19 protein-coding genes and 1 tRNA gene are annotated in these 25,081 nt (G+C 60.3%); 6 read left to right on the top strand and 14 right to left on the bottom strand.

Going from position 1 to position 25,081, the window contains the following annotated elements; genetic code table 11:
- The first annotated feature begins 189 nt into the window (after nucleotides 1-189).
- Together EWV35_RS02735 and EWV35_RS02730 are read left to right on the top strand one after the other, a co-directional pair.
- The gene (locus EWV35_RS02735) at nucleotides 190-1,053 is read left to right on the top strand and encodes a LysM peptidoglycan-binding domain-containing protein (protein WP_129657900.1); all 864 of its coding nucleotides are present in this window, start codon (nucleotides 190-192) and stop codon (nucleotides 1,051-1,053) included.
- Nucleotides 1,054-1,142: 89 nt separating this feature from the next.
- On the top strand, nucleotides 1,143-1,655 hold the full coding sequence (locus tag EWV35_RS02730) for an Rv3235 family protein (RefSeq protein ID WP_129657898.1): 513 nt from the start codon (nucleotides 1,143-1,145) through the stop codon (nucleotides 1,653-1,655).
- Between the two features lie 190 nt (nucleotides 1,656-1,845).
- On the opposite strand, the gene secA is transcribed toward EWV35_RS02730, so the two are convergent.
- The 10 genes from secA to EWV35_RS02680 all read right to left on the bottom strand — a co-directional run bounded on the left by secA (nucleotide 1,846) and on the right by EWV35_RS02680 (nucleotide 14,967).
- Nucleotides 1,846-4,611: a preprotein translocase subunit SecA gene (gene secA / locus EWV35_RS02725; protein ID WP_129657896.1), complete on the bottom strand. Its 2,766-nt coding sequence runs from the start codon at nucleotides 4,609-4,611 to the stop codon at nucleotides 1,846-1,848.
- A 216-nt stretch (nucleotides 4,612-4,827) separates the two neighbouring features.
- Complete coding sequence (gene hpf, locus EWV35_RS02720; RefSeq protein WP_129657894.1) at nucleotides 4,828-5,529, bottom strand: ribosome hibernation-promoting factor, HPF/YfiA family; 702 nt, start codon at nucleotides 5,527-5,529, stop codon at nucleotides 4,828-4,830.
- Nucleotides 5,530-5,703: 174 nt separating this feature from the next.
- Complete coding sequence (locus EWV35_RS02715; protein ID WP_129657891.1) at nucleotides 5,704-6,552, bottom strand: ComF family protein; 849 nt, start codon at nucleotides 6,550-6,552, stop codon at nucleotides 5,704-5,706.
- 90 nt (nucleotides 6,553-6,642) lie between these two features.
- Nucleotides 6,643-8,352: an LpqB family beta-propeller domain-containing protein gene (locus EWV35_RS02710; RefSeq protein ID WP_129657889.1), complete on the bottom strand. Its 1,710-nt coding sequence runs from the start codon at nucleotides 8,350-8,352 to the stop codon at nucleotides 6,643-6,645.
- Complete coding sequence (gene mtrB, locus EWV35_RS02705; protein ID WP_129657887.1) at nucleotides 8,349-10,040, bottom strand: MtrAB system histidine kinase MtrB; 1,692 nt, start codon at nucleotides 10,038-10,040, stop codon at nucleotides 8,349-8,351. Before mtrB ends, EWV35_RS02710 begins: the two co-directional genes overlap by 4 nt.
- Nucleotides 10,041-10,046: 6 nt before the next feature.
- Entirely contained in the window at nucleotides 10,047-10,736 is a 690-nt protein-coding gene (gene mtrA / locus EWV35_RS02700; protein WP_129359950.1) for an MtrAB system response regulator MtrA, read from the bottom strand.
- A 160-nt stretch (nucleotides 10,737-10,896) separates the two neighbouring features.
- Nucleotides 10,897-11,937, bottom strand: a complete 1,041-nt coding sequence (locus tag EWV35_RS02695; RefSeq protein WP_129657885.1) for a uroporphyrinogen decarboxylase/cobalamine-independent methonine synthase family protein — start codon at nucleotides 11,935-11,937, stop codon at nucleotides 10,897-10,899.
- Nucleotides 11,934-12,323: a chorismate mutase gene (locus EWV35_RS02690; RefSeq protein ID WP_129657883.1), complete on the bottom strand. Its 390-nt coding sequence runs from the start codon at nucleotides 12,321-12,323 to the stop codon at nucleotides 11,934-11,936. Before EWV35_RS02690 ends, EWV35_RS02695 begins: the two co-directional genes overlap by 4 nt.
- 80 nt (nucleotides 12,324-12,403) lie before the next feature.
- Nucleotides 12,404-13,579: a tRNA 2-thiouridine(34) synthase MnmA gene (gene mnmA / locus EWV35_RS02685; protein WP_129657881.1), complete on the bottom strand. Its 1,176-nt coding sequence runs from the start codon at nucleotides 13,577-13,579 to the stop codon at nucleotides 12,404-12,406.
- Nucleotides 13,580-13,692: 113 nt separating this feature from the next.
- Nucleotides 13,693-14,967: a cysteine desulfurase family protein gene (locus tag EWV35_RS02680; protein WP_129657879.1), complete on the bottom strand. Its 1,275-nt coding sequence runs from the start codon at nucleotides 14,965-14,967 to the stop codon at nucleotides 13,693-13,695.
- Nucleotides 14,968-15,032: 65 nt separating this feature from the next.
- Between EWV35_RS02680 and EWV35_RS02675 the strand changes: the two genes are divergently transcribed.
- Complete coding sequence (locus tag EWV35_RS02675) at nucleotides 15,033-15,497, top strand: tRNA (cytidine(34)-2'-O)-methyltransferase (RefSeq protein WP_129657877.1); 465 nt, start codon at nucleotides 15,033-15,035, stop codon at nucleotides 15,495-15,497.
- Between the two features lie 49 nt (nucleotides 15,498-15,546).
- Here EWV35_RS02675 and EWV35_RS02670 read toward each other — a convergent pair whose 3' ends face one another.
- Nucleotides 15,547-17,151: a S1C family serine protease gene (locus EWV35_RS02670; protein WP_129657875.1), complete on the bottom strand. Its 1,605-nt coding sequence runs from the start codon at nucleotides 17,149-17,151 to the stop codon at nucleotides 15,547-15,549.
- Nucleotides 17,152-17,416: 265 nt separating this feature from the next.
- On the opposite strand from EWV35_RS02670, the gene EWV35_RS02665 reads away from it, so the two are divergent.
- The 3 genes from EWV35_RS02665 (at nucleotide 17,417) to EWV35_RS02655 (ending at nucleotide 20,240) form a co-directional block, all read left to right on the top strand.
- On the top strand, nucleotides 17,417-19,018 hold the full coding sequence (locus EWV35_RS02665; RefSeq protein WP_129657873.1) for a coiled-coil domain-containing protein: 1,602 nt from the start codon (nucleotides 17,417-17,419) through the stop codon (nucleotides 19,016-19,018).
- A gap of 103 nt (nucleotides 19,019-19,121) precedes the next feature.
- Complete coding sequence (locus tag EWV35_RS02660) at nucleotides 19,122-19,838, top strand: PspA/IM30 family protein (protein WP_129657870.1); 717 nt, start codon at nucleotides 19,122-19,124, stop codon at nucleotides 19,836-19,838.
- Nucleotides 19,839-19,931: 93 nt separating this feature from the next.
- Nucleotides 19,932-20,240, top strand: coding sequence for an ArsR/SmtB family transcription factor (locus EWV35_RS02655; protein WP_129657868.1), 309 nt, complete (start codon nucleotides 19,932-19,934; stop codon nucleotides 20,238-20,240).
- 59 nt (nucleotides 20,241-20,299) lie between these two features.
- Here EWV35_RS02655 and EWV35_RS02650 read toward each other — a convergent pair.
- The 3 genes from EWV35_RS02650 to EWV35_RS02640 all read right to left on the bottom strand — a co-directional run bounded on the left by EWV35_RS02650 (nucleotide 20,300) and on the right by EWV35_RS02640 (nucleotide 24,791).
- A tRNA-Met gene (locus EWV35_RS02650) sits at nucleotides 20,300-20,373 on the bottom strand.
- Between the two features lie 206 nt (nucleotides 20,374-20,579).
- A complete protein-coding gene (locus EWV35_RS02645) occupies nucleotides 20,580-23,591 on the bottom strand; it encodes a UPF0182 family membrane protein (protein ID WP_238654057.1) in 3,012 nt (1,003 codons plus the stop codon).
- A gap of 186 nt (nucleotides 23,592-23,777) precedes the next feature.
- Nucleotides 23,778-24,791: a YlbL family protein gene (locus EWV35_RS02640; RefSeq protein WP_238654055.1), complete on the bottom strand. Its 1,014-nt coding sequence runs from the start codon at nucleotides 24,789-24,791 to the stop codon at nucleotides 23,778-23,780.
- Between the last annotated feature and the right edge of the window lie 290 nt (nucleotides 24,792-25,081).

The following is a 25,081-nucleotide window of genomic DNA, read 5'->3' as shown; positions in this document are numbered from 1 at the left end:
GTTCCGGTGGTAAGACGATCCCTGGCGACCCCGGGTTGTGTTCTCAATATATCCACTTGTCGCAGGCTATGTATTAACTCTTGGTCCTTTATTGCGCCTTTCATTCATCCACAGGCCTTTACGGGAGCCCGGGCGCATTGTAAATATAGATCATCAACCCGCATCAAACGGCATCAAAGGAACACCGTGATGACCAAACGCTCACATGCTCGTCCCCGCCCCGGCCAATCGCATCTCGGAAAGACCAGTCCGCGGCCGGCGACTCTCCGGCTTGCAGCAGGTTTAGGCGCCGTAGCGGTTCCGCTCTTGCTCTCCATATACATGGTCTTGCGGTTGGGGGTCGGCGAGCTGGCTCTCGGTGCCCTGTCCGGAACAGGCGGCACAAAGCCGTCTGCCGACGAACTCATCATGGGGCTTTGCGCGACGGGCGCTCTCATCATGTCGCTGTGGTGGTGTGTTGAAGGAACATCCGTACTCATCGCCATCGCGGCAGGATCCAGCTCGGCCCAACGTGGACGGAATAATCGGCGTAATAACCCGATTCTGCGCAGGGTCTTGGGCCTCGTGTTGGGCACTCACATCATTATCGGATCGGCGCCGTCCCTAGCGACTCCGGGGAGCATTTCCGGCGGTCCCGCCGCCCTTGGAACAACTCACCCAGATTCACTCTCAGCACAGGTGAGCCCTCTCTTCGGTGGTTACGCCGGTCGTCCGACGGCTTCCGAGCCTCAACCCGACCAGCGAACACCCTCAGATCTGGCTACGCAAACCACCGGGAAACCGTCGCCGTACTTCCCCAGCATGAGCGAACCTCGTGCGCTGGCCGCGGGGTCGAATGACTCCAGCTCGGTGGAATATCGGGAATGGGTCGTCCATCGCGGCGAATCGCTATGGTCCATAGCAGGTCACTTGGCCGGGCCCGGTGCCACGGACGAAGACATCCTCCGCACCATGCATGCCGTGGAGTCGGAGAACCGGTCGGCTCTCCGAGGCAGACCACACCTGATCCATGCCGGCACGGTGCTTGCGGTGCCCCATCGATTCTCGTCATAGCCACGAGGCCCTATGGTTCCGGAGGGCAACCTCTGACCGGCAATAGCTTCTTCTCCCACTCAACATCCCTGATCATGAAAGGATCTCCCATGAGCTCACGACCAGAGCATCGAGGCCGACGGCGCGTCATCAAACGAGGGACCGTCCTGTCCATCGAAAATCTGCGCGGTACGCCACGGGCACACCCCGAAGGGCCACCTTCTTTCTACAAATGGCGCGATCATTCGACAGACCCACGGGAGGAGCTTCGGCGAGTCCACGCCATCGCCGGCACGATGGGTGTGGCAATTATCGAGGTCATCTCGGGCAAACGATCTCCGAGCCAGCTCGTCCGGTGGGTTCATCCGAGAGTCTTGGAGCGCATCGAGAGGAGGACTACGATCGAGACCGCTGAAGGCCCCGTTGCCGCCGAGCCCATTTTCGGGAACAAACGTTTCAACCCCACCAATCTGAGGCCTCGACGGGTCCGTGCCATACCCGTGGGCCGCAACGAGTATGAGGCGAGCGTCGTTGTGGGCAACAGTGACCGTTGCCGGGCTTTAGCCCTCCGCATCCACAAGACGAGAGGCCAGTGGCAAATCATTCAGGCCGAAATCGGCTAGTCTTCATCATCCCGCCACGCAGGTTCTCAAGCCAACGGTCCGACCAAACCCGAGCATTCCCCGGTCCGCGATGGGCCGACGACCCTAACGACATGAAAATGGGACCGGAGGCCGAACATGCAATGTTCAGCCTCCGGTCCCATATTCGGGTCAGTGCCTACCGCAAGACCACGCCGCGGTCACGCGAAAGTTATTTGCGCTTCTTGCGGCTCTTCTTCGTGCTCCCCCGCCCACGAGCGGGCTTCTGATCAGATACGCCTGACGCTGTGTCCCCCGAAGAAGCAGGTGTGGTTGCCTTCGAAGACTCTCCCCCAGACGAAGCAGTGGACGCATCCGCTGGGGCGTTCTCCTCCGAATTTGCCTCGATGTGGGATTCCTCGCCGCCGTCCTCGCTCGGAGCCGAGAAACGGAGGAACTTCGGCTGCTGAGGAATGGTCAGCGCTTGCGAAGACATCTGCGTACGCTGCTTCGTGAGATCGAGGTTGAACAAATATGCAACCGTCTCTTCGCGAATCGCGTCCATCATCGTCTGGAACATCGCGTAGCCTTCACGCTGATATTCGACGAGGGGATCGCGCTGGGCCATGGCTCGCAGGCCGATGCCTTCCTTGAGGTAATCCATCTCATAGAGATGCTCGGGCCAGTGCCGCCCAATCACGGAAAGAACGACCCGACGCTCGATGTTGCGCATCGCATCGGATCCGACCTCTTCCTCACGAGTCTCGTAGATGACTTTCGCATCGGACAGGATCTCTTCGATGAGCTTTTCCTGGGTGATCTTCGAGCGACCGCCCACCGACTCCTCGAGATCTTCGATCGAGATGCTGACGGGATATATAGTCTGCAGCGACTCCCAGAGGCGTTCGAGGTCCCAGTCTTCCGCATGCCCCTGTCTCGTCTTGTCCTCGATGGCCGAGGTCAGGACCTCTTCGATGAACTTTTGGACTTGCTCGCCTATGTCGTCACCCTCAAGGATTTTCGCACGGTCCGAATAAATGGCCTCGCGCTGACGGTTGAGGACGTCGTCGTACTTGAGAATGTTCTTGCGTTGTTCGGCGTTCCGGGCCTCGACCTGGTTCTGCGCAGATGCAATCACTCGGGTGACGATGCGGTGCTCAAGAGCCGTGTCATCCGGTGCCCCGGCCATGAGCCGGCCGGCGGCCGCGCCGTTGAACAGACGCATGAGGTCATCGGCAAGTGAGAGGTAGAAGCGGGACTCACCGGGGTCGCCCTGGCGTCCCGAACGGCCGCGCAACTGATTGTCGATGCGGCGAGACTCGTGCCGTTCGGTGCCCAGCACGTACAAGCCACCAAGCTCCGTGACTTCCTCATGTTCCTTCTTGGTCGCCTGCTCGCACTCGGCCAGGACCTCGGGCCATTTGGCTTCGTACTCTTCGGGACGCTCCTGAGAGTCATAGCCCAGCTCCGTCATGCGGTCCACCGCGTCGAATTCGGCGTTACCGCCGAGCATGATGTCGGTACCGCGACCGGCCATGTTGGTCGCAACCGTGACGGCCCCTTTACGGCCGGCCTGGGCGACGATCGCTGCCTCACGGGCGTGGTTCTTGGCGTTCAGGACCTCGTGCGGAACACCTTCCTTGATGAGAAGCTTGGACAAGTACTCGGACTTCTCCACGCTCGTGGTACCCACCAGAACCGGCTGGCCCTTCTCATGACGCTTGGCGATGTCCTTGACGACGGCCGCGAACTTGGCGACCTCGTTCTTGTAGACCAAGTCCGGCTGATCCTTACGAATCAGCGGCTTATTGGGATCGATGACGGCGATGCCCAGCTCATAGGTATTGACGAATTCCGCGGCCTCGGTCTCGGCGGTACCGGTCATACCGGAGAGCTTGTCATAGAGGCGGAAGTAGTTCTGCAGTGTGACAGTCGCCAGGGTCTGGTTTTCGGCCTTGACCTCGACCTGTTCCTTGGCTTCGATCGACTGGTGGACGCCCTCGTTGTACCGGCGTCCCGGAAGGATGCGCCCCGTGTGCTCGTCCACGATCAGGACTTCGCCCTTCATGACAACGTAGTCTTTGTTGTTCGTGAACAGCTCTTTGGCCTTGATCGCGTTGTTGAGGAATCCGATCAGCGGCGTATTCGCGGATTCGTAGAGGTTGTCGATGCCCAAATGATCTTCGACCTTCTCGATACCGCTCTCGAGCACGCCGACGGTTTTCTTCTTCTCGTCAACCTCGTAGTCTTCGTCGCGCACCAGCGTCTTGGCAACTCGGGCGAATTCGTTGTACCAGCGGTTCGCTTCCCCCGACGACGGGCCGGAAATGATAAGCGGCGTCCGAGCCTCATCGATGAGAATCGAGTCGACCTCGTCCACGATGGCGAAGTTGTGTCCACGCTGCACCCGGTCGTCCACGGTCCAAGCCATATTGTCCCGAAGATAGTCGAAACCGAACTCGTTGTTCGTACCGTAGGTGATGTCGGCTTCGTACTGTTTCCGGCGCACCTCAGGTGTCTGCTGGGACACGATCACGCCGGTCTCAAGGCCGAGGAACCGGTAGACACGCCCCATCAGATTGGCCTGGTACTCGGCCAGATAGTCATTGACCGTGACGACGTGGACGCCCTTGCCCGTCAGCGCATTGAGATATGCGGGGGCCGTTGCGACCAGAGTCTTGCCCTCACCGGTCTTCATCTCTGCAATGTTTCCCAGGTGAAGGGCGGCGCCGCCCATCAGCTGAACGTCGTAATGCCTTTGTCCCAAGGTCCGTCCCGCAGCTTCGCGAACGACAGCAAATGCCTCGGGCAGGAGGACGTCGAGCGATTCGCCGTCCTCGATGCGTTTCTTGAAGGAGTCAGTCTCGGCACGCAATTCAGCGTCCGTGTACTCCTTGAAATCATCTTCCAACGAGTTGATGGCATCGGCATAGACCCTCAATTTCTTGAGCAGTCTTTTGTCTCCGGTGCGGAGAACCTTTTCCAAGAAGGATGCCACGAGTACTTACTCCTAGTAGCTGACGAGATTCCAAGTGCAGTGACCACGGTTTAAGGCCATGCGGGGCCGCCATAGGTGCTACCCCAACAGCCCAGTCTACGTAAGTCTAAACAAGGCGCCTGGGTTTTGCCTTAGTAGCGACAAAAATTCTGGGTTGAGCGCGTCTCGCCCGGGCCATATTGGCCCGGGCGAGACATTCGTGTTCAACGCGACGCGTCAACCTTCAGTAACGGGCTTGTACATCCTGGTTTCGTTGAGTCCTTCGGGCGGAGCGTCGTCGCCGAGAACGATCACCCCGTACGTCCATCCTTTGCGGCGATAGACGGCCGCCGGCCTGTCCAATTCCGAATCCACGAAGAGGTAGAAATCGTGTCCCACGAGCTCCATGCGATCCACCGCCTGATCCACCGTGATTTTTTCAGTGGGAAACGTCTTCCTGCGGATCTCGACTGGGGAGACATCGTCGGACAGCGAGTAACCGTCGCCGAAAGAGGCCTGTTGGTCGTCTCCGGGCTGCTTTTCCAAGACGATATCTTCAATGGGAACCTGGCCTCCGGACGAACCGTCGATCACAGGGATTGATCCTGTTGCCTCCGAGACCGATTGTGGCCGGTGGTTGCCGCGGTGGATCTTCCGGCGATCCCTTGCCCTGCGGAGCCTCTCGAGCAACTTCGCGTAGGCGTCCTCGAATACGGCGAATTTGTCCGATCCTTGAGCTTCGGCACGAAGAACAGGGCCTTTACCGTTAACGGTGATCTCAACGGTGATGGCTTGAGGTCCGTTTCCGACCTTGCTGACCTTCACATCAACGACGTCCATATGGTCGTTGAGCTTCTCGAACTTCTCGACCTTCTCCTCTGCATACTCCCGAAAGCGATCCGGGACCTTGACGTTGCGTCCGTATACATTGAGTTCCACGATGGCCTCCCGCGGTTGGGGCGAGGTGAGGTCTCGCTGGCTAGCGAGTCGCGCTCGGGCCCTCGAGCCTCACGGGGAGCGGATCTGCCCGTCTCCTTGACTCAACATTAATTGACGAAGAACCTTTCGTCACCCACCCGATCAATGTGACGCGCTAAACATTCGGAGTTTCACTCAGGGCGCACGAACACTCGCAATGACGGCCGCTCCCACCACCCTGGCGCCGGCTTTCTCAATGGCGCGCTTGGACTCCCGGAGGGTCGATCCCGTGGTCGCCACATCGTCGACGAGGATGCATGTGCGCCCCCGGAGGTTGGGTCGGAGTCCCATCAACCGAGCGGGTGCAGACATACAGACATGCATGGACCCGTCCACGCGCTGCGAACGCTGGCGAGCGCTCAGGCCCTTTTGTCCGTTCACACTGCCCGTCATGCTGGAGACGAGTCCACGAAAGTGAGGCTCCCTCCTGACAAGCAGCGGAGCGACCCGCAAGCCACCGCGTCTTTTGGCCTCGTGGAGTCTGCTATTCCATCCGACGGCCTTGCGAATGAGCAGCTCGCTGGGTACGAACCCACGCCTCCTGAACGCCGCGGCCGAAGAGGGCACGGGGATCAGCAAGACGGTGTCCGCTCCCCGAGACGAGCCCTGCGTGCAGTATTGGGCTGGCCGGCGACCTTTCAACCCCTCAGCGACGGACCGCGCCAACGCTCGACCGAGAAAGGGTGCGAGGTCGACCCGTTGGGCGTTCTTGAACGCGAGGAGAAGCCTCGCCAATTCGTGACGGTAGGACCCGGCCGCAAAGCAAGGAACCTGCGAGGGCCATTGCGGCAACGCATCGGCAACATCCCGCGGACAGGAGACAAGCCTGTGCACGAGAGCTCGGCAAATCCGGCATACGGGGCCTCGCCCTTCAGAACACCCGGCGCACGGTTGAGGAAAAATCAGCTCCACGGCGTCGGCCACCGCGTCCGTCAGGCGCAAGGCCATCCGGTCGCAGGTCTGCAGCGCATCGCTTGTTTCCATGCGGATCCTTCCTATTCGGCCTCGTCACCATAATGATGACGGACGCTGTGATGGAATCCGCCGGAACTCAGGAATCTGTGGATGGAAAATTTATCCCGAATAGGCCAGGTCTCTGACCTTCGTGTCGACTCTGGTCCAGGATGTGCCCGTCAGCGCGTAGGTGTCCGTGCTGGTTTGGGCGTAAATGGAGTCCTTGCCGTTGCCGCCCGAGATGTGTTCGATATCGGAAAGCCCATTGACGTCGTTGGTCTCACCCGCGAGCGAAACCGTCTGCACGCTTCCGTCCTGCGTATTCGCGACGACCACGTCAGTATCCGATATCCAGGAAGCCTGCGTTGCGTTGCGAGTTGTACCGACCCTCAAGGGCTCGCCCAAACTCTCCGGAGCGCCCTGGGGGTTGTGTTTGATGCCACTGACCCATACCCGGGCGTTGTCGCCTTCGCCGGTGACGACCAGAGCCCGCGAACCATCACGAGAAATCCTCAGGGACTGGATGTGCTGGTTGCGAAGCCAGTCCGCCTCGACCTTCTGAGGCTCGTCACTGTCGCCGCCGGAGTCGAGGGCGTATACGGACCCTTCCGAGCCGCCGGCCCACACCCATTTGTTGGTGTCGACGCTCGGCGCGGTAATGGACTCGTCCATGTCGGTGTCCAGCGCCTTGCCCGAGGTCGTCCTCACGGCAAGGTGCTCTCGGTCCTCATCGGTGTATGCATAGACACGTCGCTGTGAGTCCATGGTCGGCATCGACGGCTGAACTTGGCTCGGGGCCAAGCCTGAGACTTTTCGGGACTGGCCGTCCGCGTAGGTCACGAGGTCGCCTTCCAACACGCCCACTTGCGGGCTGGGAACCTGCGGATTGATCGTGGCGGCCTGGTAATCCCCGAGTTTTCCTGTCTCGACGGCTTTGTCATCGACCGAGAGTCTCACACTCTCGACGGAGTTGGTGCTCTTCAACGTCTGCTCGAGTTGAGTATTCAATCGTTCGAGCGTGAGCTGGTTCGCATCAGACACGCCAGCTCCCGCGAGCCCCACTTCTGCGGAGGAATTGCTGATCGGAACAGATTGGCGCATCAGGCTCGTTCCATTCGGCACGGCGGTGGCCACCGCCCCTTCCAGGTAAGGGGCAGGGCCTTGCAGCAGGACTCTCACGACCGACGTCGCCACGGTCGATCTGTTGGCGAACCAACGAATATCGGGCACGGCGTAGCTGAAAGTCGGGTCGTAGAAGTAAAGCGTGAATGAACGGAACAGCTGTTCGAACTCCGAACGGGACAACATCGTGCCGTTGGGAATCGATGCGATCCGCCATTGCCCGTTGACCTGTGTGAACTTCGCGGCAATCTGCTGCTTGTCCGGGTTCCTGAACGAGGTCGCAATCCCTCGACCGTCGATAGATGTCGACACGTTGACCTCGGCCGTGGCTTGCTGGTCGCTCTGCCCCGAATCGATCTTGACGTCGTCGGAGTAAACCAGAGTCCGGTCCTCGGGCTTCCAGCTGCCGGACAATTCGGTCGTGAGGTATTCACGGGCCACAGAATAATCGTTCTCGACTCCGGTACCCGCCTTGATGAAACCGTTCAGGATCTCCGAGGGGGAGGCGCCTTTCTGCGGTCCTGACGGACTGAAAGCTGGAGACGCCGACGAGGCACTGGCATCGGGTTCGTTGTAGTGGTACACAGGGCCGCTGGTCGGAATCCTCCCGCACCCGGCGACGAGGAGTCCGACCACGCCGGCCCAGGCCACCGCGCGCACGATCGACGTCCGTCGGCCGGACCAACTCCTCCGTTGGTGTCCACTCATGCTTCAGTGCCCTCCTGCGATCCGTCTTCGTCTTCGCCGTGACTGTCCTCGATCTCAGGGATCGAAGCGGGTGTGTCAGGGACACCCTCCGGCGGCAGGCCGAGAGGCGAATCCCCCGCGGGTCGTCCCCCTTGTTTGGGAAGCGTCAAGCGGAAACAAGCACCATGATCGAGCTCGCCCCATGCCTCTAATCTGCCTTGATGAAGTCGAGTGTCTTCCGCCGCGATCGACAGACCGAGACCGGTGCCACCCAAGGTTCGCTTGCGCGAAGGATCGGCACGCCAGAAACGATTGAAAACCTCACGCGTCTGTTCGGGGGTCATCCCCATGCCGTGGTCTCGAACGGCAACGGCGGCGTCGAGATCATTGGCGGCAATGTGGACGTCGATCGGTTTTCCTTCGGAATGCTCGATCGCGTTGACGAGCAGGTTCCTGAGCACTCTTTCAATGCGTCGGGGGTCCATTTCCACCGAGCAACGCTGCTCCGTCCCATGCACTCGGACTTCGAGTCCTTGCTTGTCCAGGTGCGGGCGCACGGATTCCACGGTGTCCTCGACGAGGTCGCCCAGGTCAACCGTGCTGGAGTCCAGGGTCGCCGAGCCGGCGTCGAAGCGGGAGATCTCAAGCAGGTCGGACAACAACGACTCGAACCGATCGACTTGGTGGTAGAGAAGTTCCGTGGATCGTTGGAAGGACGGGTCCATGTTGTCCCGACCGCCGTACAACAGCTCCGCCGCCATCTTGACGGTGGTCAACGGGGTGCGCAGCTCATGGGATACGTCCGAAACGAATCTTTGTTGCATCTTCGACAGCGTCTCGAGCTGAACAATTTGTTCCTGAATGCTGTCGGCCATGTGGTTGAAGGACGTGCCGAGTACCGCCGCCTCGTTCTCGCCCCGGACAACGACTCGCTCACCCAGGTCACCGCGCGACAATCGTTCGGCCGAGCGCGCCGTCTGCGAAATAGGGCGAATCACGGAGCGCGTGACCCACCAGACGATGGTCGCGACGAAGACCAGAAGAATCGCGAAGCCCGCCACGATGACCAGCTGGATGTAATCCAGAGTCCCTTGCGATGAGGAGAGATCATAAACAAGGTAAAGGGCATAATCGTTGCCCTGGTTCAAATGGACTTTGGTGCCCACGAAAATCACGGGCAGCTCGGGCCCGTTCCCGTTGGCTTGGACCTTCGAGGACTGCCAGAACACACCGTTCTGGGCAGCGACCTGCTTCTGCAAATCCTGCGGCACGGACGACGACGTCATCCAGTCATTCTGGCTGAGGGGACCCACGTAGCCCTGCCCCTGATGGTATTCCACAGGGATGAGAATCCACTGGCGCTTTGCGTCGGCCCCGTGATTCTCCAGAATCGTGAGTGTTTCGCGCATGAGCGACTGAACCTCGTTCTGGTCCGAGGCCACCGCATTGTCGAATATCTTTTGGACGTCGGAGAACCCACTCGAGGATTCTTCGAGGGCCTGCTCCTGACGCTCTTTGAACAGACTGTTCGCGATCTGAGTCGAGAGGAAGTTGCCGGCAAAAATGAAAGCCACCAGAGCAAGCGAGGTCGCCACGATCACCGCGGAGAACTGGAGAGATTCCCGCCATTGTTTGCGGATGCCCCTGATGAAAGCGGGAACTGCGCCGAAGAAGCGCCTCGCTCTGCTATGTGGTGTGTGCTTTGCCATGTCCTCTTAGCGTCGCACCTGGCTCGCGTTGGCCTTGTATCCGACCCCTCGCACGGTCTGAATCAAGTCAGGTTTTTCCGGGTCCTTTTCGATCTTCGCTCGGAGCCTCTGAACGTGGACGTTGACAAGTCTCCGGTCCGCATCGGAGTCGTAACCCCAGATTCGATCGAGGAGAAGGTCTCTGGAAAGCACTTGGCCCGGTTCCTGTGCAAGATTGACGAGCAGATCGTACTCGAGCGGCGTCAGGCGCACCGTGGCTTCACCGCGGGTCACTGCCCGACCCGCCAAATCAATACTCAGATCGCCGATCTCAATGCGTTCGGCTGAGCGGGCATCACCGGTCCGCAACCGAGTCCGGATGCGGGCCAGGAGTTCGGCAGGCTTGAAGGGCTTGGCGATGTAATCGTCGGCGCCTGCCTCGAGACCACGAACCACGTCTTCCGTATCCGACTTGGCGGTCAGCATGATAACGGGGACGTCCGAGGTCTCTCGGATACGCTCGCACACCTGGATACCGCTCATTCCTGGCAGCATGAGGTCCAGAAGAATGAGATCCGGATCGTAGCTTTCGAAGGCGCTCACGGCACGGTCTCCCGCGTCGCAGAATGTGGGCTCATAGCCCTCGTTGGTCAGAACGATGCCAACCATCTCCGAGAGGGCCTCGTCATCGTCCACTACCAAAATTCGCGCCTTCACTCGCGCTCCTTTCCAGTTCCCCTGAGGTTACCCACGACGGGCACAACAAAACCAGGTTGAAGTCGGCATACTGTTCCATGCAACATTACGCGACATCAGGACGCAATATCGTCTCGGGGCCGACAGTGAAGCAATGCATGTCATGTCAGCGCCGGGCTGACTACTCGCGTGACAGCTCGAGCAGACCCTCCGCAATCGCCGCGCTCCGGGCCTGAACAGTCAAACCTCGTTCAGGTGAGACGGTCGAGAGGTCGTCTTCTTCCTCGACCGTCACCTTGGCGAGTTCTTGTGCCCCAAGACCGAGGTCCCGCCATGTTCTCCAGAAAGATCGAATGGTCTCCACAGTCTGGTCCCGGGCTTCGCTGCCAGTGACGCCCAACCACACCGATTGCCCTCGGTCGACGGCACCGGCGATGCGTTCCCATTCCTCAGCTCCCCGCCCGTGCGGACGGGCCGCAACGGCATCGAAGAACTGTCCGAATTCCATGTCGGGAACCGGGCCACCGACGTCGATGACCGACCCGACTCCGTGACGATGGGCGGCTTCGGCGAGTTCGGCCAGTGCATTTCGGGCCTCTGCACGAGGAATCGATCTCAAGGTTCGGTAGCCACTTGAGGTAGGGATCCGACCCGCGAGAGCTCGCCCGAGGTCGGGCTCGCACCATCTGATGGTCACTTCCTCTCCGTCGACCGCTGTTCTGAGGGCCTGCGTCAAAGAACCCAGCCCTTCGCACAGCGAGTCCGCGAGCTCCCGACGGGCGCCGTGGTCACTCAGCACGGCTTCCCCATTCCATAATTTGAGCTCGGCGGCCAGGCTCACGGGTCCGGTCAGCGTCACGACGGTGTGTCCCCTATGCCCTCGGCCCGCAGAACCGACGACATCCGCCAGTATGTTGATATCACTGTGCAACCGCGACGCCGCCGCGCGGGATTCCTTGCTGGGGCGCGCCCCAAGTCGCCAGCCGAAGGGTTGACCGTCCGCGTAGAGCTCTTCGAGAGATGCGATGGTTCGGGCCGTACGCGTTGCCGCGAACCCACGTTCGGGCAGTTCGGGCAAAGGAGAAAGGTGAGGAGCGCCCAATTCGCCACGGACGCCAACGAGAGACTCGTAGAACTCGGTCCCTGAGACTCTCCCTCTAGACGAGGCCACAATCCTGCCCCCGCTAGGGCCGTAGCCTCCGGCCGGCGAGTCGGGCGTCATTCCTCGCCCTCCGCGGCCTCGCTGTCCCGACCATTGTGATCCTCCGCGATGCGTTCGTGGTGTCGAATGACCTCGCTGATGATGAAGTTGAGAATTTTCTCGGCGAATTCGGGATCGAGGTGGGCGTTCCTGGCGAGGTTCCTGAGACGTTGGATCTGAGCTGCTTCGCGGCCGGGATCCCCTGGAGGCAATTGATATTGCGCTTTCAGGTATCCGACCCGTTGCGTCGCCTTGAACCGCTCGGCAAGCATGTGGACGAGTGCCGCGTCAATATTGTCGATCGTGCTCCGCATCTGGAGAAGCTCCTCGAAAACGGCAGGGTCGACGTCGTTCAAGGAACTGGCGCGCGCATCAAATGTTTCGCGGGGCTCTGGAGTCTGCGTCATAGTGAAACAGTCTACGGTTCCCTCGACCGTCTCCGCATACCGGGAGCAACTTCTGACCGCCGCGCTGTCACACCCGGCATTCAGCCGACGATGTCGGGCCGCGAGAGCGAATACGCGCGGTTGATGGTCGCCTGCCCCAGCACGCGGGTTCCTTGATAAATGACGAGGGTCTGACCAGGTGCTACACCACGCAGGGGTTCATCGAGACGTACGACCAGTTCGCGCGCGGCTTCGCCGTCGACCTCACCGATCTCCAGATGGGCCACCGCAGGAACCGGATCAGCGTGCGCACGCACCTGCGCCTTGATCTGAAAAGATTCCGAGACGGCACCGGGCCGGTCCAGGGCGGTACCGAACGCCTGCGCTTCGGGAACCGGAAGGCCCGCCCACGTCTCTCGAATTCCGCGAATCTCGTCGACCGCGAGCATCTCTTTGGAGCCCACGACGACCTCGTTGGTCTTAGGCCGGATCTCGAGGACAAAGCGCGGCTTGCCGTCCGACGCCGGGCGACCGATCGACAATCCCTTGCGCTGACCGACGGTGAACGCGTGCGCGCCTTTGTGAGTTCCCAGGACCTCGCCGGAGGTGTCCTTGATCTCCCCCTCTTCAAGGTCAATGCGTTCTTCGAGCCATCCTCGGGTATCACCGTCCGGGATGAAGCAGATGTCATGAGAATCGGGCTTCTTGGCAATGGAAAAACCGCGTTCCTCGGCTTCGGCTCGCACCTCAGCCTTAGTGGGCGTCTCCGCGAGCGGGAACATCGAATGCTTCAGCTGCTCATGGGTCAATACACCCAAGACGTAGGACTGGTCCTTGGCCCAATCGGCTGCGCGGTGCAGCTCAACGTTGCCATCCTCGTCCTGGACTACTTTCGCGTAGTGGCCCGTGCACACCGCATCGAAGCCGAGGGCCACGGCCTTTTCCAGAAGGGCCGAAAACTTGATTTTCTCGTTGCACCTCATGCAGGGATTCGGGGTCCGACCCTGGGCGTACTCATCGATGAAATTGTCGACGACGTCTTCCTTGAAACGGTCCGAGAAATCCCATACGTAGAACGGGATCCCCAATTTGTCGCACACACGACGGGCGTCCATCGAGTCCTCAATCGTGCAACAGCCCCGTGAACCTGTGCGAAGGGTCCCGGGCATACGGGAGAGGGCAAGATGCACGCCGACGACGTCATGTCCCGCGTCCACTGCTCGTGCCGCCGCAACCGCGGAGTCGACACCCCCGCTCATCGCTGCCAATACCCTCATGTGCCCTCTTCCTCAACGGTTCTTTGGTCGGCCTCGCCACGGTACAACGTCCGCGGGCGCGGCGCTATTCCCCTCGTCACCGTGCCCGCATCCGGAGGGCTGAGGATATGGGGTCAGCCCCAGGGGCCGCTGGGAGCATGGTCGGCCATTCCCGCCTTGACCGCCTGAGCGTAGGCGGCCGGCAAGGCCTCCAAGAGGGCGTCGACGTCGGCTTCCGTCGTCGAGACTCCCAAGGTGAATCGTTGGGCGCCTCGGGCATCGGATTCTTCGACTCCCATGGCCAGAAGCACTTCAGAAGGCCGGGGAACCCCCGCATTGCAGGCGGAACCCGTCGAGGACAGAACACCGGACATGTCGAGAAGAAAAAGGAGCGAATCCCCCTCGCAACCAGGGAAGGTGAAGTGTGCGTTGCCGGGGAGACGACTCTCAACGGACAGATCACGGGGTCCGCGCAGCACGGCCTCCGGAACCCTGTCCTGGATGCCTGCGATCAAACGATCGCGCAGGCTTTTGATTCGTTCAGATTCTTCGCCCATGCGGGCACATGCCTGCTCCGCTGCGATGCCGAAGCCCACAATGGCGGGTGAGTCGATCGTCCCCGAACGGACGTCGCGTTCTTGGCCTCCTCCGTGGATCAGCGCGGTCAAGGGCGCCTGACGTTTGGCGACCAGGGCGCCGATTCCCATCGGAGCCCCGATTTTATGGCCCGAAATCGCCATCGTCGTGCATCCCGTGCCGTGAAAATTCAGGGGGATCGCGCCGAAGGCCTGAACTGCATCCGTGTGAAAAGGTACATCGGCTTCCGCGCAGACGGCAGCCAGAGCGGATACGGGTTGCACTGTACCGACTTCGTTATTGGCCATCATGACGGTCACGAGGGCGACGTCGTCGGATCTACCCGCCAAGAGGTCCTTCAATTCGTGGGGGTCCACGCGTCCTTCGACGTCGACGCTGAGCCACTCCAGGCGAGCGCCCTGATGTTTCTCGAGCCAAAGCGCGGCATCCTTGACCGCGTGATGCTCGACGGGGCTGAGGATGATGCGGTCCCGCGCAGGGTGATTTTCCTGCCTCCTCCAGAACATGCCTTTGACAGCGAGGTTGTCGGCTTCCGTACCGCCGGAGGTGAAGATGACCTCTGCCGGGTCCGCGCCGACGGCACGGGCGATCTGTTCGCGTCCGGACTCCACGGCCATGCGAGCCCGGCGTCCGGCCGCGTGCAGCGAGGAAGCGTTCCCTCCGGTACGCATCTGGTCGATCATGCCTTGCAATGCCGCTTCATTGACGGGCGCGGTAGCCGCGTTGTCGAGATAAACGCCCTGCACTGCGGATGCTCCTTCAGTCACGGATTCGATTGTTGGAACGGGGTCGACCCCGACCGACGCACCCATTCTAGTGCTCGTGTCGATGCTGCCCGATGAGACGGAGGACGACGCCGCGGCTAGACTTGCTCGACGTGTTCAACATCTTGTTCTATACCCCCGAAATTCCCGGCAATACCGGTAACGCCATCCGACTGGCCGCAGTAACCGGCGCGCATCTTCACCTCGTCGAGCCACTTGGATTCAATTTTGCGGACGCGCATCTGCGGCGGGCAGGACTCGATTACCACGACTTGGCCGTCATGACGATTCATCCGAACCTTGAGGCGGCATGGTCGGCGCTGGAAGGGTCACGAATGATCGCGTTCAGTACTCGAGGCACCAAGAATTTCGCCGACGTGCAGTACCGGGAAGGCGACACGTTGATGTTCGGCCCGGAGTCCGTGGGGCTGCCGGACGAGGTGCAAGACAATCCTCGAATCGACGAATTGGTTCGTATCCCAATGATCCCGGGGCGGCGTTCCCTCAATCTCGCGAATTCCGCGTCGATCGCGGTCTACGAGGCGTGGCGCCAACACGATTTCGGCGGAGTTCTGTAGCCGGCTTCCCGAAACGCGCTCCTCACTTCGGGAAGCCGGGACATTGGGTCTACTGCCCTGAATCGTCGGCGTCTCCCAAGGTGACCTCACCGTCCTGGGTGTTGCCACCCCGCGTGTAGCTAATGCCGACCTTCTCGTTGGCTCGGGCTTCCCGAACTGCTGCCGTCAGGGACTCCGCATCCGAGATCGCGTGGTCGTTGAGTTTGGTCACCACGTCGCCCTTCTTCAGCCCGGCCTTGTCGGCGGGCGAGCCTGGGACGACGTTCTTGACCACAGCACCGTTGGTGAACGAGCTATCCGAGCTTGTCCCACCCGACGCGGGATTCGAGGAAACGCTGGCCCCGAGGTAGCCGTGTGAAGCCTTGCCGTTGTCGATGATCTCTTGACCGACACGCTTGGCGTAGTTGATCGGTATGGAGAAGCCGACACCAATGTTTCCGGAGGAATCCGAGCCGGAGCCGCCGCTCGACTGCCCCGCGGACGCAATGGCCACGTTGACGCCGATCACTTCTCCCTTGGAATTGACCAGTGCACCCCCGGAATTGCCGGGATTGATCGCGGCATCGGTTTGCATGACGTTCAGTGCGATCGTCTTGTTGGACGTGCTGTTCTTGGTTCCGCCGTCCTTGTCCGGGAATTGGAACTGGAAAGGCGAGGACCCCTGTTGGGAGTCATCCTGACCGGAGTCGCTCTCATCGGGCGCCGCCGAGGAAGCTACCGAGATAGTTCGCGACAGATTCGACACGATGCCGTCCGTGACTGTCCCGTCCAGGCCGAGCGGTGCGCCAATAGCCACCGCGATGTCACCGACATTGAGTTTGCTCGAATCCGCAGTAGAGGCCGGGGTGAGGTTGAGACCCTGGGGGTCGACCTTGATGACGGCCAAATCCGAGGTGGGATCGGTACCGACGACGTTCGCTTGCTTGACGGTTCCGTCCGAGAGCTTGACCTGGATCGAGGCGTTACTCGTCGTACCATCCAGCGTGACGACGTGCGTATTCGTCAGGATGTGCCCCTCGTCGTCCAGAACGACGCCGGAACCCGATCCGCTCTGTGAACTGCCCGATACCGAGATGGTCGCGACCGATGGGGAAGCCTTCTGGGCGGCCGCGGACACGGCGTTGACGGAATCCTGGTTATTGACGATCGTCGTTTTGGGCGTCGTGGACCCCGTGGCTGACGTCGAATGATTGTCGATGAGCGCCCCGGCTCCCGCTGCGACTCCCCCGCCGAGCAGGGCTGCCAGAAGCATTCCACCGACGAGTGTCCCCGTGCCGAATCGATGGTTTTGGTGAACGCCGCGAGCACTTTCCCCGTAATAACCCTGCTGCGTGTAGGGGTTCTCGTTGTAGTACTGACCGTTGGGGGCGGCGCCGTACTGATATCCGTAGGAATCCTGGGGAGAGAACCCTTGGGGGGCTTCCCCCGTGCCGTCAGAGCTCTGATGTGAGTCTGGTGCGGACTCGTCCTGTTGACCATAGGCTCCGGAACCCGATTGCCCGTACTGAGGGAATGGCTGCGTGGGAACGCTGTGGTCGACCCCGTCAGCGTCCCCGGACTCTCCGTGTCCTACTCCCGGGTCCCGGGGCTCACGGCCGGAGCCTTCGGACCCGTTGTTGGGATTTTGATCATACTCATCGGGGTTTTTGGACATGTTTTGCCTTTCATCTCACAGATCGAGGCCGAGGTCAGTTTACGCTGGTGTTGACCGGGTCGGACCAGAAGGATTTGAGTCGACTATGACGTACTCGACTGTGGGCGGCTTGTGGGAAGTCTGGACATTTCCTAGGAGGTCCCGGGGCTGACGTGTCCAAACATGCTCTGCGCGAAGATCCTGTGGATTTCCCGAGGAGCCAGCAGAAAAACCACTTAGACTGGTGCGCAAGAGTTCCGCTCCGACCACGCCTGCGAGGTTACCCATGAATTCGTCAGTACGTCGCGCACTCGGTGTCGCACTGGGTGCCTCGGCAGTGGCACAAGGATTTGTGGTGTTTCCCGTCGCAGCATCGGCTGCAGCCCCGCTGGGTCGTGCAGGTGCTCCGCTCGCCGCGGGGGTTGGTAGCGCATTTAGCGCCGGTGCCGGCTTCGGCCTTGTCCTCGTCGTTGTTGTCTTCACCTGGTGGTACATCACCTCGAAGAAGAATTCCCGCAATCAGAGATCGCGATATGCCGATGCTCAGGCCAGGTACGCCGATGACGGGCCTCCCCCGCCTGCCGCCATCGCAGATCTGCGCGCTGAAGCCGGCAGTCTCCTCGTCAGTACCGACGATGTCATCGCGCAAAGCGAGCAGGAATTGGCCTTCGCTCAAGCGCAGTTCGGCGATGAGCAGATACGACCCTTTCAGACGGCCATAGATCAGGCCAAAGTCCACATGCGTCGGAGCTTCCAATTGCAGAAGCAACTCGATGACGAGATCCCGGACTCAGAAGAAGACCAGCGCAGCTGGCTCATGGAGATTATTCAAGGCTGCCGCTCGGCCCAAGAATCCTTGAAGAAGCAGGAAAAGAATTTCACCGAACTGAGACAGCTCGAACGCAACGCGCCTGATGCTATCGACTCGCTCACGCGAAGTATCTCGGCCGTGCGCGATGATGTGCCCACCTGGGAAAAGGAACATCGTTTGTTACTGGCCGCTTACTCTCCCGACGCAACCGATTCGGTCGCAGACAACCTCCGTCAAGCAACGGATCGGTTGGATTTCGCCGACCACGCGGTCTCCGGAGCGCAGTCCAGTCTGAATGACAGCAATTCCTCCGAAGCCGTCGTCCGGTTGCGTGCAGGAGAAGAAGCCATGAGCCAAGCCCGGGCCCTCCTGGAAGCCATCGGGCACTCGCGTGACGAGCTGCGTCGCGCCGATGGAGCGCTGGCTGAAGCTACGGCTCAGGCCAAAACGGATCTCGCAGAAGCTCGGTCGCTCATGGAACGGGGCACATTTGCCGACTTGGCGGGCAGCACCGCCAGCGTCGAAACAGTCGTCGCGGAAATCGAGACGGAACGCGCTCGAGGACCCATAGATCCACTGACGCTGTCCCGTCGTCTATCCGAGTCCAGACAAGAATTGGATCGAGGGCTCGAGAGCGTACGCAACCAGAACGAACGGGATCGAGCGGCCCGAGAAACGCTTGCCCATACGATGCTCTCCGCCCAAGCCCGGCTCACCTCGGCATCGGACTACGTACGCGCGCGGCGAGGCGGGGTACAAGCCCAAGCAAGAACCCGCCTGGGTGAGGCGGAGAGGAATCTCGAAGAAGCTGAGAATCTGCGTCTGTCGGATCCGAGCGGCGCTTTGAATCATGCCAACCAAGCAATTCGCCTGGCCGAAGACGCCCAGCGGATTGCCGTAGGTGATGTCGACGATTTCAGTCGTCGCGGATACGGCCCCGGAAACAACGGCTCTGCCGCATTGGGCGGAATTCTCTTCGGAACCGGTTACGGCCGCAGCGGACCACCCGGCGGATTCGGAGGGCCGGGTATGGGAGGCCCTGGTCTCGGCGGTGGCTTCACGGGCCAGGGCCTGTGACCGGCCCGCCCCGCGCTTGCACCACACCAAATGCTCCCAGCCAGCCACATCCCATCGATCGCAAGACGGACACCCCGTCTTCACCCAAGGAAAGAGGACTCCTATGGTCAAGCAGTCAATTTTCGGACGCATTGCTCAACTCGCCAAGGCCAACATTAACTCCTTGATCGACTCCGCGGAGGATCCGCAAAAGATGCTCGATCAAATGGTGCGGGATTACAAAAACAACATCGTCGAAGCTGAACAGGCCGTGGCTCAGACCATCGGCAACCTGCGCATGCTCGAAGAGGACCACGCCGAGGACGTCAAGGAAGCAGACGAATGGGGCCGAAAGGCCCTCGCCGCATCCAGAACGGCGGATCAGCATCGCTCCAACGGTGATACGGCCAATGCCGACAAATTCGATAACCTGGCGAAAGTAGCCCTCCAGCGTCAAATGAGCGCGGAAAAAGAAGCCAAGGACGCTGAACCGCAGATCGCTTCGCAAACCGAGACCGTGGAAAAGCTCAAGGACGGTCTCAACAAGATGCGCTCCAAACTGGACGAGTTGTCACGAAAACGCGATGAGCTCAATGCGCGGCAGAAAACCGTCCAGGCCCAGAGCCAGGTCAACGATTCACTGCGTGCTTTCGACCTCATGGACTCCACGAGTGAGGTCAGCCGCTTCGAGGACAAGGTTCGACGCGAAGAAGCACGAGTAAGGGGACAGGAAGAACTCGCCTCGTCTTCACTTGATGCACAGTTCGAATCGTTGGAGGACCTCTCGGAACAGTCGGAAGTTGAGGCGCGGCTGGCGGCCCTCAAGAAGCAGAACAGCTAGACCAACACCCAGTACAATCACCGGCGGCGTCAGGACCCATCGCGGGCCTGGCGCCGCGACCATTGGGCCGCGAGGCCATGCAGGAGGACGCATATGAACGCCGACGACCCGGTTGAACTGGATTCATACCAGCCTGTTTGCGGATTGTTTTCAGCTCTCTCGTCGCCCGCTCGGGCGGCGACCATCCATCTTCTCAGCGAGGGAGAAAAAACGGTGGGCGAGCTCGTCGATCTTCTCGACATCTCGCAACCGCTGATGTCTCAGCATCTGCGCAGCCTCCGCGAAGCCCACCTCGTTACCGGCCGGCGTTCCGGTCGCTCGATCTACTACAGCCTGGCCGACGAGCACGTCGCTCACGTATTTCTCGACGCCCTCAACCACAGCCGACACGTCGAATCCTGAACCGACCGCGTTAAAGCAAAAGACCACGTCAACCAAAAGGCTGACGTGGTCTTTATTCGTTGCGGGGGCAAGATTTGAACTTGCGACCTCCGGGTTATGAGCCCGGCGAGCTACCGAACTGCTCCACCCCGCGGCGACTTGTTCTACTATACGCACGCTCACCCGGCCCCGCAAACGAAAAGGGCTATTTGTGGGTGAGGTCACCTAAAACGAGGTGCAAGCCCGTGTCTGCTCCTCATGAGGGGCCCTGTCTGCTCCCGATGGCGGCAAAAACCGGCCCGCGAGAAATCACTCTCGCGGACCGGCGATCCGGGTGCTCGACGATTACACGGAACCGACCTACTTCTCTTTCGAGGCGTCCGCGCCATCAGCCTTGAGGGCATCGTCAAGGGCCTTGTTCAAACGATCCTGAGCCTGACCGTAAGCCGCCCAGTCACCGTTCTTCATCGCCTCCGACGAGTCCTTCATGGCCTTATTCGCAGCGTCGAGGGACTTCTTCAAGTCCGGCGATTCTCCGCCGCTCGAGCTGCCGTCCCCGGAGTCCCCGCCCGATTCAGGATCGGCCGCGGACGTGTCGACCCCCGCATCCTTCGCTGTCTGCGCTCCCGAATCACCATCGAACAACTTGTTGAGGGCTTCGTCGAGGGTCGGCGCGAAACCGACCTTCTCACCGAATCCGACCAGCACGCGGCGCAACGTCGGATACGACGCATCTCCACTGGACTGAACGTAAACCGGTTGGACATACAGGATGCCGCCGCCTACTGGCAGGGTGAGCAAGTTACCGTTGACCACACGCGAAGCGCCCTGGCGGAGCAAGTTGAGTTCCGTCGAAACATTCGTGTCCGAGTCGAACAGGTTCTGCGCCTGCCCCGGGCCCGGAACCACCGATTGACGCGGAAGCTCCAGCAGATTCAGCTTGCCGTAGTCGGGGTCCTTGACACCATCCTTGCCGGTACCGGCGTCGCCATTGGCCGAGACGAAACCGTACATGACATTTCGAGTGTTCGAGTCAGATTGTTGCGGAATGAACGAACTCGTCAGGGAGAACCTGGTGCGCTGGTCACCGGGCATCTGCAAGGACATGTAATACGGAGGAAGATCCTGCGATTGCTCCTGTGTGGGATCCTTGGGCGTCTGCCAGACGTCGTCGCTCGCGTAGAAACTGTTCGCGTCGGTCACGTGGTACTTGTTGAGCAGCTCTCGCTGAACCTTGAACAAGTCCTCCGGGTAACGCACGTGATCCATCAAATCCGCGCTCATGTCTTTGTAGGACTTGACCGTTGTCGGGAAGACTTTCTGCCACGCTTTCAGCACCGGATCTTGGTCGTCCCACGCGTACAGGTCGACCGAACCGTCATAGGCGTCGACTGTAGCCTTGACCGAGTTGCGAATGTAGTTGACCTTCTCATTCGGCAACGCCTTGCTTCCGCCGGCTTCCGTCTGGGAATCCTGTGTCGCGTCACCGAGAGACGTCGGTGTCGAATACGGATAGTTGCTGGACGTCGTATAAGCATCGACCATCCACACGACCTTGTTGTCGACGATAGCCGGGTACGGATTGCCGTCCACCGTGAGATAAGGCGCTACCTTCTTGACACGGTCACCGGGGTCGCGATCGTACAGGATCTGTGAATCCGAGCGCACGGCGTCGGAGAGCAGGAGGTCCGAAGACTGGTACTTGATGGCGTAGGCCAGCCGGTTGAACCAGCTTCCGACCTTCGGTCCGCCATTGCCCGTGTACGTGTATTTGGCGTCCCCAGAGCCTTCGTCGTCGGGGGTCTGGGGACGGTCCAACTCGAGGCTGGGGTCGCCTTCGGACCCGCCCACGATCGAATAATTCGGTGAAGACTGCCCGAAGTAGATACGTGGCTGGTAGTCATCGGAGATGACACCCTTCGCAGAGATTCCCTCCTGCATGAATTTGGGTTTGCCATCCGCCTGAACCTGATTGCCGTAGGCGGCAACCACGCCGTAGCCATGCGTGTACACGACGTGCTGGTTGTACCAGCCCTGGTTCTGGTCCGGGTTCAACTCGCGGGCCGAAATGACGGTGTCCTCGTTCTGCCCATCAACTTTGTACCGATCAACGGCCAGGGTCTTTCCGAACTGGTAGTACGGCCTGAACTGCTGAAGCTGTGCAAACGAATTCGAAACGACGTTGGGATCGAGAAGACGAATATTCGACACGGTCGGAGTGTCCCCGTCCAGTGCACCCTTGCCCGTTTCGACCGTAGCGTCGTAATCCTGCATCTGCATGCCACTGAGGCCGTACGCGTCCCTCGTCATGTCAATGTTCCGCTGGATGTACTGGTTCTCCATGGACTGCTCGGTCGGGGTCACCTGGAAACGCTGCACGACCCACGGGTAAAGGCCCCCCGCGACCAGCGAAACGACGAGCAACATCGCGGTTCCGATCAGGGGCAAACGCCACCGTCCGGCGAATGCCGAGTATGCGAAGAGCAACGCAACGATCAGCGCGGCCACGGAGAGAATCGCATTGGTCGGCATCACGGCGTTGATATCCGTGAAGAGCGCTCCGGTCCAGGAGCCCTTGTTCGACAGCAACGTCGAGTAGCGAGCCAACCAGAAATTCACCGCGAGAACCAGGAGCAAAGCTGCCGCGATGACGCCCATCTGGACCTTGAGCGCCTTGGTGGTCGTAATGCCCTTCTCATGCACGACGATGCCACCGTACAGGTAGTGAGTCACGAGAGCCCCGACACCTGAGAGAACCAGAATGGTGATGAGGTATCCCGCGATCAAGCGGAGGAAAGGCAACGTGAACATGAAGAAGGACATGTCGAAGCCGAACTGAGGATCCTTCTCCCCGAAAGGCTCCTGCATAAAGAACAACGCCACGGTATCCCATTGAGCAAGCATGGTCATCCCGCCGAATAAGCCCAAGACGACCGGGATAGCGATCATAAGGACACGGCGCATCGGCTCGAGCGCCTGCTGATACCGCTCCATGTTCTGGTTGAACACGGACTGCAGATCGCTCACGGACTCCCCGTCGGCGGACTTCTCTTCATCGGTACTGACCCTTTGAGGGCGCTCAACGGGCCGCTTGTTCCAGGCGGTGCGAAGGCTCAGCCAGATGGCGATTCCCATGAGCAGCGCGCCTACGGCAAATACTGCGATCTTGATCAGATTCTCGCGGATGAAGACCCCGATGTACCCCAGTTGGTCGTACCAAAGAACCTCGGTATAGACCTGGGAGATATAAACGAAAGCAATGACCAAGGCCACGACGATGATGAACGTCGTCAGAAGAGGGCGTTTCTTCTTCTTGCCGGTGGCTCCGGACTTGTCGCGGGGTGAACTTGGAGTCGATGGTCCTGTGGTCACGGGAATCCTCAACTAGCGGTGCGGTGGATGAGCGAAAGGGCGAATGCCGTTCTCACAACACGGTCGACCCGATCTCACCGACCGGAAAACCGTGAACTTCCATTTTGCCCTTTTTGTGTGTGCAACTCCACTTGTGACTAGAAGAATTGAACTACAGTCCGGAATCCTCGCTCACACCACGGCGGCCTAGCCAGTGCATTGCGGCAGCGAAACAGGGTCCTCCCCCTTGCCGACCTTCTCGACGGCATGGACGGCGTCGTCGATCGTCGAAACCTTCACCACGGAAAGTCCGTCCGGAATGTGACCCACGACTTCATCGCAGTTGTCCGCCGGGGCCAGGAATGTGCTCGCGCCTGAATTCTCGGCTCCGATCATTTTCTGACGAATTCCGCCGATCGCCCCGACTTTTCCGTCCGCATCAATGGTCCCTGTACCGGCGAAATGCTTTCCGCCCGTCATGCTTCCTTCGGTCATTTCATCGATGATGCCGAGCGTGAACATCATGCCGGCGCTCGGGCCGCCCACGGAATCGAGCCCGTAGTCGACATGGAAAGGAAAGTCATAGTCGGACTTCAGATATAGACCAAGGCGGTACTCGCCCGAGGAAGAATCCTTCTGAGGAGTCGCTCGAATGGTTTTCTCTTCGCCGTCCGCGCCTTTCGTATAGCCGAGCTCGATCGGAGCGCCCTTCCCGTCGGCAAGAGTCTTTTTGAGCTGCTCGTACGTCTTGAGAGGTTTTCCGTCGACGGACTTCAGCACATCCCCCTTGCCGAGCTTCGCGGCGGCATCATCAGTAGCTCCCTGCACGGTAAGCGTGGTGCTGTAATCGAGGTTGAGGTGTTTCGCCGCGGCCGCCTGGGCCGAGGATTGCGAATTGGCCATATCCGCCGTGTTCTGCGAGCTGACCTGCTGCTGTGTCATGGTTGGCTGGTAGAGCGCGTCCGCGGGAAGTGCCGTCGAGTCTTTGTTGAACCAAGCGCTCAGGACATTGAGCGCACCCGTCGCACCGTTAGGGCCACCGGCGACATAAACCGTCGTCATATCCAAGTCGCCGTCGGCCTTGTACGTCGGATGTCCGGAAATCGAGATGAGTTGCTTTCCCTGGTAGTCACCGATCGTATTGAAAGTCGGTCCCGCGCCTTCCGTCACGAAGTCGGGGGGAAGAAGGGCTCCTGCCGCCACGAGACCGAGTGTTGCCAAGCCTGCGACTGTTCCCAGTTGCGGTCGACGGAATCTCCCAGATCGCAGGGATCGGGTCTGGAGATGGGGCATCGTCGAACTCTCTTACATCGGTCAGCAAACTGCCCCGCCATCTTAACGCACTGAACTGGGCAGCTCCTTGGTCGGACGACGTCGAGTTGTTCGCGACGCCCGGCCTATGTGCCATGAGCTGAAAATCGAGGGTGGGGACTGACGCGTTAGGTCCCATTGCTCTTTAATGAGGTCTAGAGAAGAAATGTCGTGAGCGCATTCGACCTCACGGCAACCAA

Source organism: Rothia uropygialis (assembly GCF_004137765.1).
Lineage (GTDB): Bacteria > Actinomycetota > Actinomycetes > Actinomycetales > Micrococcaceae > Rothia.
The sequence above is the reverse complement of the archived record's forward strand: the minus strand, read 5'-3'. Positions and strand labels throughout refer to the sequence as shown.

What these genes read in the sequence shown, in the direction of transcription:
- EWV35_RS02735 (WP_129657900.1), top strand. Translation starts at nt 190, where the DNA reads ATGACCAAACGCTCACATGCTCGTCCCCGCCCCGGCCAATCGCATCTC.
- EWV35_RS02730 (WP_129657898.1), top strand. Translation starts at nt 1,143, where the DNA reads ATGAGCTCACGACCAGAGCATCGAGGCCGACGGCGCGTCATCAAACGA.
- EWV35_RS02715 (WP_129657891.1), bottom strand. Translation starts at nt 6,552, where the DNA reads ATGGAAACAAGCGATGCGCTGCAGACCTGCGACCGGATGGCCTTGCGC.
- EWV35_RS02710 (WP_129657889.1), bottom strand. Translation starts at nt 8,352, where the DNA reads ATGAGTGGACACCAACGGAGGAGTTGGTCCGGCCGACGGACGTCGATC.
- mtrB (WP_129657887.1), bottom strand. Translation starts at nt 10,040, where the DNA reads ATGGCAAAGCACACACCACATAGCAGAGCGAGGCGCTTCTTCGGCGCA.
- EWV35_RS02695 (WP_129657885.1), bottom strand. Translation starts at nt 11,937, where the DNA reads ATGACGCCCGACTCGCCGGCCGGAGGCTACGGCCCTAGCGGGGGCAGG.
- EWV35_RS02690 (WP_129657883.1), bottom strand. Translation starts at nt 12,323, where the DNA reads ATGACGCAGACTCCAGAGCCCCGCGAAACATTTGATGCGCGCGCCAGT.
- mnmA (WP_129657881.1), bottom strand. Translation starts at nt 13,579, where the DNA reads ATGAGGGTATTGGCAGCGATGAGCGGGGGTGTCGACTCCGCGGTTGCG.
- EWV35_RS02680 (WP_129657879.1), bottom strand. Translation starts at nt 14,967, where the DNA reads ATGGGTGCGTCGGTCGGGGTCGACCCCGTTCCAACAATCGAATCCGTG.
- EWV35_RS02670 (WP_129657875.1), bottom strand. Translation starts at nt 17,151, where the DNA reads ATGTCCAAAAACCCCGATGAGTATGATCAAAATCCCAACAACGGGTCC.
- EWV35_RS02665 (WP_129657873.1), top strand. Translation starts at nt 17,417, where the DNA reads ATGAATTCGTCAGTACGTCGCGCACTCGGTGTCGCACTGGGTGCCTCG.
- EWV35_RS02660 (WP_129657870.1), top strand. Translation starts at nt 19,122, where the DNA reads ATGGTCAAGCAGTCAATTTTCGGACGCATTGCTCAACTCGCCAAGGCC.
- EWV35_RS02655 (WP_129657868.1), top strand. Translation starts at nt 19,932, where the DNA reads ATGAACGCCGACGACCCGGTTGAACTGGATTCATACCAGCCTGTTTGC.